Source organism: Rhizobium sp. SRI_017 (assembly GCF_057586295.1).
Genome location: NZ_JBYCZP010000029.1, coordinates 1 through 14881 on the forward strand (window position 1 = coordinate 1; position 14881 = coordinate 14881).

Sequence of the window (14881 nt, forward strand, 5' to 3'; positions counted from 1 at the left end):
CCAAAAACACGCGAAAATGAAAAGCGCGTTAATCAATAGGGCCTGAGCCTAGGGCAACGTCACGGGGTGCGTTTTTGGTGCCGTCAGCGGAGCTCGCAATCTGACTGCGCCCATGTGATGGGCGATCGCATCAGCGCTGAAGGCGGATAAAGGACGCTGATCAAACAGCGTCTCAACAATCGTGCAGAGAATTCCCATCTGCAGTTTCGAACGATGCTTGTGCGATTTCGCGTCAGTTGAATGTCGGGGGGGCTCAATCCTCAAACGAGCCATCGGGCACCACCACCAGCTTGCCGACAAAATTCTTCGCCATGAAATCCGTCTGCGCCCGATGAAATTCCGAGAGCGGATAAACACCGCCGACAAGCGGGCGGATCTTCCCGTCCTCGATGTAGCGAACGAGCCGGCGGAAATCGCCGCGGGTGCCCTGGCTCGATCCATGCAGCTCGAGCTGCTTGAGATAGAGGGTGCGGAGGGCGAGCTGGACCACCGGTCCGCCGATCGCGCCGGCGGTGGTGTAACGTCCCTCCGGACGCAGGATCTTCAGAAGGTCGTTGAACATGGGCCCCGCGACCAGATCGGCCACGACATCGATAGGCGCGCCACCCGTCGCGCGTTCCACAGCGAGGGGTAGATCGCCGTCACCGCGCGTGACAACCGCCTCGGCGCCGATCTCGAGTACCGCCTGTTCCTTGCCTGCGCCGGCGACCGCATAGGGTATGGCGCCGCGTGCGCGGGCGAGCTGGATGATCGCCGAGCCTACTCCGCCCGATGCGCCGGTGACCAGCACGCGCTCGCCAGCCGCAAGCCGGGCATTTTCCAGCATGCGTTCGCCGGTGAGGTAGGCACAGCAGAAGGTCGCGAGCTCGATATCTGAGAGATCGGTCGTCACGACATGCGCATTCGCGGCGGGCAGTGCCATATATTCGGCATAGCCGCCGTCGCGGCCGTGGCCCATGTAATCAATGTCGGCGAGACTATCGTCTTCGCGGTTGTAGATCGAGAAATCGACCATCACGCGCTCGCCGATGCGGCTGGCATCGACGCCCGCGCCGACGGCGACCACATGGCCGACGGTGTCGGTGCCCTGGATGCGCGGAAAGGTCAGCGTGTTGCCCTGGCGCCGCCAGGTCGAGACGGCGGAGGGGTCATCCTCTGTGCCGTAGGCGCCCTGGCGGACCCAGACGTCGGTGTTGTTCATTCCGCAGGCTGTGACCCTGATCAGCACTTCGCCGGCCACCGGGGAAGGTACTGGCGTCTCGGTATTGAAGACGAGCTTATCCAACCCGCCGTGGCCGACGAGTTGCACGGCGGCCATGGTTTTTGGGATCGTGTTCATACCTGCCACCCTTAGTCGAGAACCGCGTCGACTGCGCCGACCGCGGCCTTCACCACGACATCGGCTTCGTCCCTGGTGAGGCAGAGCGGCGGCGCGAAGCCGAGGATGTCGCCTTGCGGCATGGCGCGACCGATGACACCGCGTTCGAGCAGTGCCGCGGAGACCTGCGGACCGATCTTGCGTGAGACGTCGAAAAACTTCCGGTCGTCCTTGTCCTCGACGAATTCCACGGCGGCCATCAAGCCATCGCCGCGCACTTCGCCGACATGTTTGTGGCCTGCCAGCGCATCCGTCAGCTGCTGACGGAAATAGGCGCCGGTGGTGCGGGCATTCTCGACCAGGCCGAGTTCGTCGATCAGCTCGAGATTGGCGACGCCGGCGGCGGCACAGATCGGATGCGACGAATAGGTCCAGCCATGGCCGATGGCGCCGAGTTCATCGGACCCCTTGACCAGCACCTGCCACATCTTGTCGGAAACGATGGTGCCCGAAAGCGGCGCATAGGCCGAGGTCAGACCCTTGGCGATGGTGATCAGGTCGGGCTTCATGCCGTAGTGATCCGAGCCGAACATCGTGCCCAAACGGCCGAAGCCGGTCACGACCTCGTCGGCGACGAGCAGGATATCGTATTTCTCCAGCACCGCGCCGATCTTCTGCCAATAGGTCTTCGGCGGCGTCACGATGCCGCCGGTGCCAAGGATCGGCTCGCCGATGAAAGCGGCGACCGTGTCCGGGCCCTCGGCCAGTATCATTTCCTCGAGCTTCTGGGCACAATGGTCGGCGAACTGTTCCTCATTCATCGAGCGATCGTCTCGGCGGAAATAATAGGGCGCTTCCGTGTGCAGGATTGGCGCGCGCGGCAGGTCGAAGGCATTGTGGAAGAGATGCAGGCCGGTCAGCGAACCGGTCATCACGCCCGAACCGTGATAGCCGCGCCAGCGCGAGATGATCTTCTTCTTCTCCGGCCGGCCGAGAACGTTGTTGTAGTACCAGATCAGCTTGATGTTGGTCTCGTTGGCATCCGAACCCGACAGGCCGAAATAGACGCGGCTCATATGCTCGGGCGCACGGTCGATGATCATTTTGGAAAGCGTGATCGACGCCTCGGTGCCGTGGCCGACATAGGCGTGGTAATAGGCGAGATTCCTAGCCTGCTCGGCGATTGCATCCGCGATCTTCTGCCGGCCATAGCCGACATTGACGCAATAGAGGCCGGCGAAGGCATCAAGGCTCTTCTTGCCGTTCACATCGGTGATGTAGACGCCCTCGCCGCCCGCCATGACCCGGGTCGGGGTCTCGCCGCGGGCATGCATGCCCATATGGGTCGAGGGATGGAAGAAGTGATCGCGGTCCCAGGCGGTCAGTTCGTTGTTGTGGTCGAGCATGGGGGAATTCCTTCTAGGCAGCTGTGTCGACGCAGATGTATTTGAGTTCGGTGAAGGCCTCCATGCCGTGGCGCGAGCCCTCGCGGCCGAGGCCGGATTGCTTCCAGCCGCCGAACGGTACCGGCCCGCCTGTGATCTTCACCCGGTTGATGGCGACCATGCCATAGTCGAGCGCGCGGCCAAGCCGCATCTGGCGGGCGCCGTTTTCAGTCACGACATAGGCAACGAGGCCGTATTCGGTGTCATTGGCGCGGGCGACGACCTCGTCTTCGGTGTCAAAGGCGCTGACGGCAGCGACCGGACCGAAAGTCTCTTCGCGCATGATCAGCGCGTCATCGGGCACATGGGTCAGCAGCGTCGGCTCGAAGAACAGCGGTCCGGCCTTGTGGCGCTTTCCGCCCGTCACGCATGTCGCGCCACGGGCGATGGCGTCTTTCACCTGTTCTACGACCTTGGCGACGGCGCGGTCATGCATCAGCGGGCCGATATCGACGCCGGGCTCAAGCCCGGTGCCGACCTTCAGTGCCCGGATGCGGTCGGCAAACTTGGCCGAGAAGGCGTCGAGGATGGAGCGCTGAACATAGATACGGTTGGCGGCCAGACAATCTTGGCCCGAAGTCGCGAATTTGGCATCGACGGCGATATCCACCGCGCGGTCGATATCGGCGTCCTCGAAGATGATAAGCGGCGCGTGCCCACCGAGCTCCATGACGAGCCGCTTCATCGTCGGCGCACTCTGCTGGGCGATCAACCGACCAACCTCGGTCGAGCCAGTGAAGCTCATGGCTCGGACGCGTGTATTGCGGCACATCTGCCCGACGACCGCGGCAGCGTCGCCCGTCAACACGTTGAACACACCGGCCGGCATGCCGGCGCGCTCGGAGAGTTCAGCGAGCGCCAGAGCCGAGAGCGGGGTTTCCGACGAAGGATGAGCCACGACCGTGCAACCGGCAGCAAGCGCCGCCGCAGCCTTGCGGGTCAGCATGGCAGCAGGAAAATTCCAGGGCGTGACGAGGCCGGCAACCCCGATCGCCTGGCGGCGAACCATCATCTCGGCACCGGGCAGATGGCTGGTCACGCTCTCCGCATTCAGCCGCTTGCCCTCTTCGGCATACCATTCGACGAAGTCGGCGGCGTAGTCGATCTCACCGCGCGACTCCGCGAGCGGCTTGCCCTGTTCCAGCGTCATGATCAGCGCCAGATCCTCGCGATGGGCGAGCATCAGATCGCACCATTTGCGCAGGATTTTGGCCCGCTCCTGCGGCAGCAGCCCTTGCCATTTCGGGAAGGCGCGGCTGGCGGCATCGATCGCAGCGCTGACCTGGTCCGTGTCGATGGCCGCGACCCAGGCGAGCGATTTGGCCGTCGAGGGATCAGTGACGTCAAACCCCTTGCCGGCATTGCCGGCGACCCAGCGGCCCTCAATATAGGCGAGATTGCGCAGCAGATGACGGTCTTTGAGGCCCGCAAGGCCTTCGTGAAAATCGGCGCGCGCGAAAATGGCGGTCATTCCGGTCTCCTCGGTCTGGTTCGATACCGCGGAGTCTAGACGTGCTGGTCGGAGAAAGTGTCTGTTCTGGTGCGTGTGGGTAGAGAGTCTCTCTATATCTGCGGCAGTTCCCAGAGAGTTTCTCCGGTCATGCAACAGAGAGATTGGTGCACCCGCATGAGCTTGCGCCCGCTTCACCCCTTGGGGAGAAGCAGGGCCGCAACGCCTCATGCCGGATCCGGCAACAACCCCGCCAGCGGCTGCGCGACCTCCTCCTTCACCGTCTTCGTCACGATGTAAGTAAAATACCGCTCGATCCCGATCTCACGATCCAGCAGCCCGTCGACGAAGCGTTGGTAGGTATCGATGTCAGTCGCCACGACCTTGAGCACATAATCGACGCCGCCGCCGACCGACCAGCAGGCGACGACTTCGTCCAGTGCCGTGATCGCCCGCTCGAAGCGGTCGAAATCCGCCTGGCGGTGATTGGCCAGCGTCACTTCCATCAGCACGGTGGCAACAGGCGCGATCTTCCGGAGGTTGAGATGGGCGTGATAGCCGCTGACGATACCGGCTTTTTCGAGCTTCTGCAGCCGCATCCAGCACGGCGTCGGCGACAGGCCGACCTTCTCGGCGAGCGCGAGCTTGGTGATCCGGCCGTCGCGCTGAATGGCGTCCAGGATACGCAGGTCGACGGCATCGAGTTTCATGGCTTCGGCAGTCCGGATTCATGACAAATTCCACAATGGAACATTGGAAGAGTAAATTTCTGTTGTCAATTGAACTGATTTTGATAGCTCTATAATCATGACAAATTGGCAGCCCGATCCTTCCCTTCTCCGCCGGCCGGCCTATCTCTCGCTTGCCGAGCAGATCGCCCGCGCCATCCAGGATGGTACGCTCGCCAGCGGCCACCGTCTTCCTCCGCACCGGACGATGGCGGATAGTCTCCAGCTCTCGGTTCAGACGGTGAGCCGCGCCTATGACGACCTGATCCGCCGCGGGCTCATATCCGGCGAGATCGGCCGCGGCACCTTCGTGCAAACCTTGCGCAAGGAGCCCGAGCCGCCCTATCTGCCGGAGCGGTTGGGCGAATTGATCGATCTCTCGATTCTCAAGCCGGCCTGCGACCAGTACCATCTTGAGAAAATGCGGGAAGCCTTCGGCTGGCTGGCCGAGAACCTGCCGGCCAGTTCGGCGCTCTCCTTCCGTCCGAATGTCGTGTTTCCCAGGCATCGTGTGGCCGCGGCAGAATGGCTGGCACGTTGCGGCGTCGAGGTCTCACCGCTCAATATCAGCGTCACCAACGGCGCGACCTCGGGCATGACAACGGCGCTGATGAGTGTTGCTCCGCCGGGCTCGACTGTTGTTGTCGAGGCAATCAGTCATCACACGCTGGTGCCGCTCTCGACCTATCTCGGTCTCCATCTCGAAGGCGTCGCCGTCGACGAACAGGGCATGATGCCAGAAGCGCTTGAGGCGGCCTGCCGCAAGGGCAATGCCCGCGCGGTGTTTTTGCAGCCGACGGTGATCAATCCGATGGCGGCGATGATGGGTGCCGAGCGGCGCGAGGCGCTTGCCGCGGTGGCGCGCAAGCATGATCTGGCGATCATCGAGAATGACATTCTCGGTCCCCTGGTGGAAAATCGCCCGCCGCCGATTGCAGCGCTTGCGCCGGAGCGGACGCTCTACATCACCAGCTTCACCAAGATCACCGTGCCCGGCCTGCGCATCGGCTATCTCGCGGCGCCCGATCGCTATGTCGCCGCCGTTGCCAACCGGCATCTCGTCTCCAGTTGGATGGCGACGCCGTCGATCGCCGAGATCGCCACAAAATGGGTGGGCGACGGCACGGCGATGGAACTGGTCGGCTGGCAGCGCCGCGCACTCGCGGTCCGCCACGCGATTGCCGCCGAGACGCTGGCCGGGCTCGACTATCGCGACCATCCGCAGAGCCTGCATGTATGGATGCCGCTGAAGGGCCAGCACACTGAGGAGGGATTCGTCTCCCAAGCCCGCCTTCGCGGCGTTGCCATTGCGCCGGGCAGTTCCTTCCGCACCAGCGGCGAGGCCTGGCATCCGGCCGTGCGCATCTCATTGGGATCGACAACCGAGGTGGAACTGAAGACCGGGCTTGGGATTGTAGCGTCGTTGAGCATTGCGGATCCCGAGGCATTGCTGCTCGCAATATAGGGCAAATGAGCCAGTTTTGGGCATATCCGGAAAAATTGTCATGATATTATTTTGACAATTGACATGATTTCGGATCGGGATAATCGTTAGGGCACTGCTTGTCTCAACAGGGAGAGACATGAATGCCCGAACCCATCATCCGCATCGACAATATCGTCAAGCGCTACGGTCCGCTGACCGTGCTCGACGGCCTGTCGATGGACGTGATGCCGGGGGAGAAGCTCGCGCTTATCGGCCCCTCCGGCTCCGGCAAGACGACGATCCTGCGCATCCTCATGACGCTCGAGAGCATTTCCGGCGGCCATATCCAGGTCGACGGCGAGCAGCTTTATCACATGCCGAAGGGTGGCACGCTCGTCGCGGCCGACGAGCGGCATCTCCAGAAGATGCGGACCAAGATCGGCATGGTCTTCCAGCACTTCAATCTCTTTCCGCACAAGACCGTGCTCGACAATGTCACGCTCGCGCCGATCCTGACCAAGAGTGTCGCGCGACCGGCGGCCGAGAAGCGGGCGATGGAACTGCTCGACATGGTCGGCATGGCCGACAAGGCAAAGCACGTCCCGGCGCAACTCTCCGGCGGCCAGAAGCAGCGCGCTGCGATTGCCCGCGCCCTGGCGCTTTCGCCGCGCATCATGCTGTTCGACGAGGTTACCTCGGCGCTCGACCCGGAACTGGTCGAGGAAGTGCTCAATGTCATGAAAAAGCTCGCCGCCGAGACCGACATGACCATGCTTCTCGTGACCCACGAAATGGGCTTCGCCCACGATTTTGCCGACCGAATCCTGTTCTTCGACCGCGGCCGTATCGTCGAGGAAGGCAAGCCCGACGAGATTTTCCGAAATCCCAAGCAGGAACGCACGCAAACCTTCCTGCGCAAGATCATAGCGGCAGGGCACCGCGTCTGAGCGTTCGCGCGAGGGCTTGCTCCAACAAACACCAACAAGACCGTCAGAGGAGACAGACATGAAATTTTCGACCATGATCAAGCTGATGGCCGGGGCTTCCGCCCTTGCCACCCTGCTTGCGGCAGCGCCGGTTTCGGCGGATGACAACAAACTGCAGGAACTCAAGGACCAGGGGTTTGCCCGCGTCGCCATCGCCAATGAGCCACCGTTCACGGCCGTGGCCGCCGACGGAAAAGTCTCTGGCGCGGCGCCTGACGTGGCGCGCGAGATCTTCAAGCGCTTGGGCGTGCCTGAGATCGTCGCCTCGATCTCCGAATATGGCGCGATGATCCCTGGCCTGCAGGCGCGTCGGCATGACGTCATCACCGCCGGCCTCTTCATGAAGCCGGAGCGTTGCGCCGCCGTCGCCTATTCCGAGCCGATCCTCTGCGATGCCGAGGCGATGCTGGTGAAGAAGGGCAACCCGATGGGCTTCAAGAGCTATGCCGATATCGCCGCCAACCCCGACGCCAAGCTTGGCGCACCGGGCGGCGGCACCGAGGAAAAGCTCGCGCTCGACGCTGGCGTGCCGCGTGACCGAGTGATCGTCGTTCCCGACGGCCAGAGTGGCCTCAAGATGCTGCAGGATGGCCGCATCGACGCCTATTCGCTGCCGGTTCTGTCGATCAACGACCTCGTCAAGAAGGCCAATGACCCGAACCTTGAAGTGATCGCCCCGGTCATCAATACGCCAGTCTATTGCGACGGCGCGGCCTTCCACAAGGACGACGTGGCGCTGCGCGATGCCTTCGATGTCGAGCTCAAGAAGCTGAAGGAATCCGGCGAATTCGCCAAAATCATCGAGCCCTACGGCTTCTCCGCCCAGGCGGCGATGTCGACCTCGCGCGAAAAGCTCTGCGCGGCGAAGTAAAGTGAAGGCCCTCATCCGGTTCGTTCCCGCTTCTCCCCTTGGGGAGAAGGTGGCCCGAAGGGCCGGATGAGGGGTTCCCATGAAGCGAAGGGCAAGGCTTAGAACCCCTCATCTGCCCTTCGGGCATCTTCTCCCCAAGGGGAGAAGCGGGAGGACGCGGCTCGCGCTGCACTCCATCTGAATCGTCCTGCCTGCGACAGGCAAACGGAACGCGGAACCGATGATCGACTGGTCCGGCTATATAGGCCTCATATTGCAAGGCGCATTGGTGACGCTGGAGCTAACCGTGCTCGGCTCCGCGCTGGCCCTTGTCGTCGCCTTCACTGCCGGCCTTGCGCGGCTGTCGCGCTTCTTCGCTGTCCGGGCACTGGCTACCACCTATATCGAATTCTTTCGCGGCACCTCGATCTTCGTCCAGCTGTTCTGGGTCTATTTCGTGCTGCCCTTTGCCGGTGTCAGCCTCTCGCCGTTGCAGGCCGGCGTGCTGGCGCTCGGCCTCAATGTCGGGGCCTATGGTGCCGAGGTGGTGCGCGGCGCGGTGAAGTCGGTGCCGCGTGAACAGCTCGAAGCTTCCATCGCGCTCAATTTTTCGCGCTACCAGCGCATGCGCTACATCATCCTGCCGCAGGCGCTGCCGCTGATGCTGCCGACCTTTGGCAACAATGCGATCGAACTGCTCAAGGGTACGGCCGTCGTCTCGTTGATCTCACTGACCGACATGACATTCCAGGCGCAGGTCGTACGCGCCCAGACCGGCAACACGCTGGTCCCCTTCGGCACGATCCTGATCCTCTATTTCCTGATGTCCTGGGTCATCTCCTTCCTCATGCGCCGGCTCGAACGCCGCGTCACCCGCAACCTCGATGGCGTGAGGGTCTGATGGAGTGGGATTGGAACTTCGTCTGGCAGATCATGCCGACCCTGCTTCAGGGCTTGAAGATCACGCTGATCGCCAGCGTGCTCGGCGCCATCGTTGCCGCCATCGTCGGCATGGTCTTTGCCGTGCTGCGCCGCTCGCCGGTCGCCGTGGTGTCGAAGACAACGGGCTTCATGGTCGAGTTCATCCGCGGCACGCCGCTGCTCGTGCAGCTCTATTTCATCTTCTATGTCCTGCCCGATATCGGCATCCGCCTGCCGGCACTGGTGGCGGGTGTGATCGGCCTCGGCCTGCACTACGGCACCTATACCGCCGAAGTCTATCGCTCCGGCATCGAGAATGTGCCGCGCGGCCAGTGGGAGGCGGCGAAGGCTGCGAACCTCACCGAGCGCCAGACCTGGGTCCACGTGATCCTGCCGCAGGCGATCCCGCCAATGATCCCGGCGCTCGCCAACTATCTCGTCGCCATGTTCAAGGAGACGCCGCTGCTCTCGGCGATCACCGTGCTCGAACTGATGAACCAGGCGAAAAGCGTGGCGAATTCGAGCTACCGCTATATCGAGCCGATCACCATGGTCGGCGTCTTCTTCCTCATCATGAGCCTGATCTCGGTCATCGTCCTGCGCTGGCTCGAGGAACGCTTTGCCCGGAGGGACTACAGATGATCCGTGACATCGAAATCGGCGTGGCTTCGCGCCCGCCACGGCTCGACAGCCGGCCGCTCGCCAAGCGCATCGGCCTCGTAATCCTTGCTACAGACCACACGACGGAGCCGGACTTCGCCCGCATGGTCGCGAGCGAGGAAATCGGCATCTATGTCAGCCGCATCCACTTCGCCAATCCGACGACGCCGGAAAACCTGCGCGCCATGCAGCCGTCGCTGTCCGCGGGCGCCGGCCTCATCCTGCCTGGCGAACCGCTCGATGCCATCATGTATTCCTGCACCTCGGCCTCCGTCGTCATCGGCGACAACGAGATCGCCGCGGCAATCCGCAAAGCCAAGCCCGGCGCGCAGGTGGTTACGCCGACCGCGGCCGCGGTGCTCGGCCTTAGGGCTTTCGGCGCCAAGCGCATCAGCATCCTGACACCTTACACGCGAGAGACCAGCCGGCCGATGGCCGATTATTTCGCCGGCTTAGGTTTCGACATCGACCGCTTCACCTGCCTCGACATGACCGACGACCGCGAGATGGCCCGCGTTTCACCGTCCGAGATCGTCGCATTCGCCGAGGAGGCACTCGACCCGGCCTCGGATGCACTCTTCGTCTCCTGCACCGCGCTGCGTGCCGCCGGCGTCGCCGCAGAGATCGAGCAGGCCATTGGCAAGCCCGTCGTGACCAGCAATCTCGCGACGGCCTGGCAGTGCCTCAGGATCTGCGGCGACGAGGCATCGCGGCCGGAACTTGGTCGGCTGATGACCCTGTCACTGCCGGGAGCCTGATCATGCATGCCGCGAAACATATCGGCCTCGACGATATCCGCGCCGCCGCTGAACGCATCCGCGGCCATGTGCTGAGAACGCCGATGGCGCTATCGGCGAGCCTGACAAAACGGATGGGCGTGCCGGTAAATCTCAAGCTCGAAAGCCACCAGCGGACCGGGGCCTTCAAGCTCAGGGGTGCCACCAACGCCATGCTCTCGCTTTCCGCGGACCAACGGGAGCATGGCGTTGTGGCTGCCTCGACGGGCAATCACGGACGGGCACTGGCCTATGCAGCGCGATCGGTGGGATCCAAGGCGACGATCTGCATGTCGGGCCTGGTGCCTGAGAACAAGATCGCCGAGGTCAAGCGGCTCGGCGCGACGGTGAAGATCGTGGGCCGGTCGCAGGACGAGGCGCAGGAGGAAGTCGACCGTCTGGTCGCCGAGGAAGGCATGATCATGGTGCCGCCCTTCGATGATGTTGATGTTATCGCCGGCCAGGGCACGATCGGTCTCGAAATAGTCGAGGATCTTCCGGATGTCGAAATGATCCTGGTGCAGGTCTCGGGCGGCGGACTCGCCTCGGGCATCGCGGCTGCCGTGAAGGCGCTGAGACCCGGCACGACGGTCATCGGCATCACAATGGATCGCGGCGCTGCGATGAAGGTCAGCATCGATGCCGGCCGCCCTGTTTCGGTCGAGGAATATCCCAGCCTTGCGGACTCACTCGGCGGCGGCATCGGCCTCGACAACCGGCTGACCTTCGCCATGTGCTCGACCCTGCTCGACGACATCGTGCTGGTGACGGAACCGGAAATCGCCGAGGGTATCCGCCACGCCTACAGCCAGGAGCGGGAAGTGCTCGAAGGTGCCGGCGCCATCGGCATCGCTGCCCTGCTCGCCGGCAAGGTCAAACCGAAAGGGCCGACCGCCGTGCTGCTCTCCGGCCGCAATATCGATATGCGGCGCCACCGTTACATCATCAATGGCGGTGAACTGGAGGACGCGCCATGAGCAGCATATCGATCCTGACCGAGAAGGAATTGAAAGGCATCATCCGGCTCGATGCCGATGTGGTGACCTGCATCGAGGAAGCTTTTCGCGCGCTAGCCACCAAGCCCGTCGTCATGCCGCCGATCCTTCGGCTCGACATCGTCGAGGCACGCGGCGAGGTCGATGTGAAGACGGCCTACGTGCCCGGCCTTGATGGTTTCGCGATCAAGATAAGCCCCGGCTTCTTCGACAATCCCAAGCTCGGCCTCGCCTCGACCAATGGCATGATGGTGCTGCTGTCGGCCAAGACCGGGCTTGCCCAGGCGCTGCTGCTCGACAACGGCTACCTGACCGATGTCCGCACCGCCGCCGCTGGCGCGGTCGCCGCCGAGCATCTTTCGCGCGTGGATGCCTCCGTCGCGGCGATCTTCGGCGCCGGCATGCAGGCCACCATGCAACTCGAAGCGCTGACGCTGGTGCGACCAATCCGTGAAGCGCGCATCTGGGCACGTGATCTTGCCAAGGCCGAGGCGTCGGCGAAGGCGTTGGCCAGTCGGCTCGGCATCAAAGTCACCGCCGAATGCGATCCGGAACGGGCGATCTCTGGCGCCGACATCATCGTCACCACCACGCCGTCGAACACGCCGCTGGTGAAGGCCGAGTGGCTTACGCCCGGCCAGCATCTCACCGCCATGGGCTCGGATGCCGAGCACAAGAACGAGGTCGATCCGCGCCTCGTCATCCGCGCCGACATGTATGTCGCCGACCGCCTGTCTCAGACCCGCAAGCTCGGCGAACTGCATCACGCCATCGCCGCCGGCCTCGTCGCGGCCGATCAGGAATTCCCCGAACTCGGCCAAGTGGTGGCAGGGCTCGCGCCAGGCCGCTCGTCGGACGGCGAAATCACCTATGCCGACCTCACCGGCACCGGCATCCAGGACACGGCAATCGCGACGCTTGCCTATGCCCGCGCCCGGGCTTCGGGCGCCGGTACGACATTTGAAATGTGAGTGCGGCAAACCGCACGGGAAGGAAGACAATGCCCGACGTCGAACTCAAATTCACCCGCGAGGAATATGCGCAGCGCCTTGAAAAGACGCGGACCGCCATGGAAGCCAAGGGCGTCGATCTTCTCATCGTCAGCGATCCCTCCAACATGAACTGGCTGACCGGTTATGACGGCTGGTCCTTCTATGTCCATCAGGCGGTGATCGTGCCGCCGCATGGCGAGCCGATCTGGTACGGCCGTGGCCAGGACGCCAACGGCGCCAAGCTTACCGCCTATCTCAGCCAAGAAAACATCATCCCCTATGCCGACCACTATGTGCAGTCGACCGACCGGCATCCGATGGACTATCTCGCCGCCAAGCTCGCCGAGCGCGGCTTCGACACGCTACGCATCGGCGTGGAGATGGACAATTACTGGTTCTCGGCGGCCGCCTTCGCCTCGCTGGTCAGGCATCTGCCGAATGCGACATTCGTCGATTGCACCGCGCTGGTGAACTGGCAGCGCGCGGTCAAAAGCCCGACCGAGATCCAATACATGCGCAATGCCGCGCGCATTGTCGAGGCCATGCATCAGCGCATCGCCGACAAGATCGAAGTGGGCATGCGCAAATGCGATCTCGTGGCCGAGATTTACGATGCGGGCACGCGCGGCGTCGACGGCATCGGCGGCGACTATCCGGCGATCGTGCCGCTGCTTCCGTCGGGCCGCGACGCGTCGGCGCCGCATCTCACCTGGGACGACAAGCCGATGAAATCAGGCCAAGGCACCTTCTTCGAAATCGCGGGCTGTTACCATCGCTACCACGTGCCGCTGTCGCGCACGATCTTCTTGGGGAAGCCAACCCAGGAATTCCTCGATGCCGAGAAGGCGACGTTGGAGGGTATGGATGCCGGTCTCGCCGCCGCCAAGCCCGGCAATAGCTGCGAGGACATCGCCAATGCCTTCTTCGCAGTTCTCAAGAAATACGGCATCGTGAAAGACAACCGCACAGGTTACGGCATCGGCGTTTCCTATCCGCCGGATTGGGGCGAGCGCACGATGAGCCTGCGCCCGGGCGACAAGAGCGAGCTCAAGCCCGGCATGACCTTCCATTTCATGACCGGCCTCTGGTTGGAGACCATGGGCCTCGAGATCACCGAAAGCATCCTGATCACCGAAACTGGCGTCGAATGCCTGGCCAACGTGCCGCGCAAGCTGCTTGTCAGGGATTGAGCCATGGCTGCGTCTGTACTGCGGCCGTCGCCGATTGCTCCGACCATCGACCTGATGGCGCAGGGCGTGAACCACGGGTTCCTCAAGCTGCCCTATAGCCGCGACGATTCCGCCTGGGGCTCGGTGATGATCCCGATCACGGTGGTCCGCAACGGGGAGGGACCGACCGCCCTTCTCACGGGCGGCAACCACGGCGACGAATATGAAGGACCAATTGCGCTGTTCGACCTCGCGCGTTCGTTGAAAGGCGAGGACGTGACCGGCACGGTCATCATCGTGCCGGCGATGAACTACCCGGCATTCCTCGCTGGCACCCGCACCTCGCCTGTTGACAAGGGCAACATGAATCGCTCCTTCCCCGGCGCGCCCGACGGAACGGTGACCCAGAAGATCGCCGACTATTTCCAGCGCCATCTGTTGCCAATGGCAAACATCGTTCTCGACTTCCATTCTGGTGGCAAGACGCTGGATTTCCTGCCCTACTGCGCGGCGCATCGGCTGCCGGACAAGAAGCAGGAGCGAAGGAGTTTCGAATTCGTGGAAGCCTTCGGCGCTCCCTATTCCATGGCGATGCTGGAGATTGATGCAGTCGGCATGTACGACACGGCGGCAGAGGAGATGGGCAAGGTCTTCGTCACGACAGAACTCGGCGGCGGCGGCTCTGCCACGGCGCGCACCGCGGGCATCGCCAAGCGCGGCGTTCGTAACGTGCTGATCAAGGCCGGTATCCTCCAAGGCCAGATCGAGCCACAGGCCTCGGTGCGGCTCGACATGCCCGATGGCGACTGTTTTTGCTTCGCCGAGGATGGAGGGCTGATCGAATTTGTGAAGGATCTCGGAGACGAATTCCAGAAGGACGAAACGATCGCGCTGATCTATCCGACCGATCGCACGGGTGCCACGCCTAGGGAGATCAAAGCCAAGATGAACGGGATACTCGCCGCCCGCCACTATCCGGGGCTCGTCAAGCCAGGCGACTGTGTCTCCGTTCTGGCGGTGCGCATCTAACCGGCGCGGTAGCGACAGGGTCATGACTTGAAGTGAAACGCGGGAAATGTCGGGCTGACCTGAAGCCCTTCCTGACCGCTTTGGTGGACGGATCCTTCATCGATGATGGGATAATCGGCCATGATCGCATCAAGCT

General features: G+C 62.9%; 14 protein-coding genes. 10 read left to right on the top strand and 4 right to left on the bottom strand.

All coding sequences use genetic code 11. The annotated features are described in order from the left end of the window. Window positions 1-253: 253 nt before the first annotated feature. From AC2YI2_RS33130 to AC2YI2_RS33145, 4 genes are all read right to left on the bottom strand, one after another. Window positions 254-1339 carry an alcohol dehydrogenase family protein gene (locus AC2YI2_RS33130; RefSeq protein WP_487390791.1) on the bottom strand — a complete coding sequence of 362 codons (1086 nt, stop codon included), beginning with the start codon at window positions 1337-1339 and terminating at the stop codon, window positions 254-256. Window positions 1340-1350: 11 nt separating this feature from the next. Further along, the gene (locus AC2YI2_RS33135) at window positions 1351-2724 is read right to left on the bottom strand and encodes an aminotransferase (RefSeq protein WP_487390792.1); all 1374 of its coding nucleotides are present in this window, start codon (window positions 2722-2724) and stop codon (window positions 1351-1353) included. A gap of 13 nt (window positions 2725-2737) precedes the next feature. Next, window positions 2738-4234, bottom strand: coding sequence for an NAD-dependent succinate-semialdehyde dehydrogenase (locus AC2YI2_RS33140; protein ID WP_487390793.1), 1497 nt, complete (start codon window positions 4232-4234; stop codon window positions 2738-2740). 206 nt (window positions 4235-4440) lie between these two features. After that, window positions 4441-4923: an Lrp/AsnC family transcriptional regulator gene (locus AC2YI2_RS33145; protein ID WP_487390794.1), complete on the bottom strand. Its 483-nt coding sequence runs from the start codon at window positions 4921-4923 to the stop codon at window positions 4441-4443. Window positions 4924-5020: 97 nt separating this feature from the next. Here AC2YI2_RS33145 and ehuR point away from each other — a divergent pair, with 97 nt between their 5' ends. The 10 genes from ehuR (at window position 5021) to doeB (ending at window position 14745) form a co-directional block, all read left to right on the top strand. After that, window positions 5021-6406, top strand: coding sequence for a MocR-like ectoine utilization transcription factor EhuR (gene ehuR / locus AC2YI2_RS33150; protein WP_487390795.1), 1386 nt, complete (start codon window positions 5021-5023; stop codon window positions 6404-6406). A 122-nt stretch (window positions 6407-6528) separates the two neighbouring features. Then, window positions 6529-7314 (top strand): ectoine/hydroxyectoine ABC transporter ATP-binding protein EhuA, encoded by a 786-nt coding sequence (ehuA, locus tag AC2YI2_RS33155; RefSeq protein WP_487390796.1) that lies wholly within the window; start codon window positions 6529-6531, stop codon window positions 7312-7314. 58 nt (window positions 7315-7372) lie between these two features. After that, window positions 7373-8224: an ectoine/hydroxyectoine ABC transporter substrate-binding protein EhuB gene (gene ehuB / locus AC2YI2_RS33160; protein ID WP_487390797.1), complete on the top strand. Its 852-nt coding sequence runs from the start codon at window positions 7373-7375 to the stop codon at window positions 8222-8224. 220 nt (window positions 8225-8444) lie between these two features. Then, window positions 8445-9104 carry an ectoine/hydroxyectoine ABC transporter permease subunit EhuC gene (gene ehuC / locus AC2YI2_RS33165; RefSeq protein WP_487390798.1) on the top strand — a complete coding sequence of 220 codons (660 nt, stop codon included), beginning with the start codon at window positions 8445-8447 and terminating at the stop codon, window positions 9102-9104. Then, window positions 9104-9766, top strand: coding sequence for an ectoine/hydroxyectoine ABC transporter permease subunit EhuD (gene ehuD, locus AC2YI2_RS33170; protein ID WP_487390799.1), 663 nt, complete (start codon window positions 9104-9106; stop codon window positions 9764-9766). Before ehuC ends, ehuD begins: the two co-directional genes overlap by 1 nt. Beyond that, window positions 9763-10542 (top strand): ectoine utilization protein EutA, encoded by a 780-nt coding sequence (gene eutA / locus AC2YI2_RS33175; RefSeq protein ID WP_487390800.1) that lies wholly within the window; start codon window positions 9763-9765, stop codon window positions 10540-10542. The genes ehuD and eutA overlap by 4 nt, the downstream gene beginning before the upstream one ends. Before the next feature lie 2 nt (window positions 10543-10544). After that, a complete protein-coding gene (gene eutB, locus AC2YI2_RS33180; RefSeq protein WP_487390801.1) occupies window positions 10545-11537 on the top strand; it encodes a hydroxyectoine utilization dehydratase EutB in 993 nt (330 codons plus the stop codon). After that, entirely contained in the window at window positions 11534-12526 is a 993-nt protein-coding gene (eutC, locus tag AC2YI2_RS33185; RefSeq protein ID WP_487390802.1) for an ectoine utilization protein EutC, read from the top strand. The genes eutB and eutC overlap by 4 nt, the downstream gene beginning before the upstream one ends. A 29-nt stretch (window positions 12527-12555) precedes the next feature. Continuing rightward, a complete protein-coding gene (gene doeA / locus AC2YI2_RS33190; RefSeq protein ID WP_487390803.1) occupies window positions 12556-13737 on the top strand; it encodes an ectoine hydrolase DoeA in 1182 nt (393 codons plus the stop codon). A 3-nt stretch (window positions 13738-13740) separates the two neighbouring features. Next, a complete protein-coding gene (gene doeB, locus AC2YI2_RS33195) occupies window positions 13741-14745 on the top strand; it encodes a N(2)-acetyl-L-2,4-diaminobutanoate deacetylase DoeB (protein ID WP_487390804.1) in 1005 nt (334 codons plus the stop codon). The last annotated feature ends 136 nt before the right edge of the window (window positions 14746-14881 follow it).

What these genes read in the sequence shown, in the direction of transcription:
- AC2YI2_RS33135 (WP_487390792.1), bottom strand. Translation starts at nt 2,724, where the DNA reads ATGCTCGACCACAACAACGAACTGACCGCCTGGGACCGCGATCACTTC.
- doeA (WP_487390803.1), top strand. Translation starts at nt 12,556, where the DNA reads ATGCCCGACGTCGAACTCAAATTCACCCGCGAGGAATATGCGCAGCGC.
- ehuC (WP_487390798.1), top strand. Translation starts at nt 8,445, where the DNA reads ATGATCGACTGGTCCGGCTATATAGGCCTCATATTGCAAGGCGCATTG.
- ehuB (WP_487390797.1), top strand. Translation starts at nt 7,373, where the DNA reads ATGAAATTTTCGACCATGATCAAGCTGATGGCCGGGGCTTCCGCCCTT.
- AC2YI2_RS33130 (WP_487390791.1), bottom strand. Translation starts at nt 1,339, where the DNA reads ATGAACACGATCCCAAAAACCATGGCCGCCGTGCAACTCGTCGGCCAC.
- AC2YI2_RS33140 (WP_487390793.1), bottom strand. Translation starts at nt 4,234, where the DNA reads ATGACCGCCATTTTCGCGCGCGCCGATTTTCACGAAGGCCTTGCGGGC.
- ehuD (WP_487390799.1), top strand. Translation starts at nt 9,104, where the DNA reads ATGGAGTGGGATTGGAACTTCGTCTGGCAGATCATGCCGACCCTGCTT.
- eutC (WP_487390802.1), top strand. Translation starts at nt 11,534, where the DNA reads ATGAGCAGCATATCGATCCTGACCGAGAAGGAATTGAAAGGCATCATC.
- ehuR (WP_487390795.1), top strand. Translation starts at nt 5,021, where the DNA reads ATGACAAATTGGCAGCCCGATCCTTCCCTTCTCCGCCGGCCGGCCTAT.
- eutA (WP_487390800.1), top strand. Translation starts at nt 9,763, where the DNA reads ATGATCCGTGACATCGAAATCGGCGTGGCTTCGCGCCCGCCACGGCTC.
- doeB (WP_487390804.1), top strand. Translation starts at nt 13,741, where the DNA reads ATGGCTGCGTCTGTACTGCGGCCGTCGCCGATTGCTCCGACCATCGAC.
- eutB (WP_487390801.1), top strand. Translation starts at nt 10,545, where the DNA reads ATGCATGCCGCGAAACATATCGGCCTCGACGATATCCGCGCCGCCGCT.
- ehuA (WP_487390796.1), top strand. Translation starts at nt 6,529, where the DNA reads ATGCCCGAACCCATCATCCGCATCGACAATATCGTCAAGCGCTACGGT.
- AC2YI2_RS33145 (WP_487390794.1), bottom strand. Translation starts at nt 4,923, where the DNA reads ATGAAACTCGATGCCGTCGACCTGCGTATCCTGGACGCCATTCAGCGC.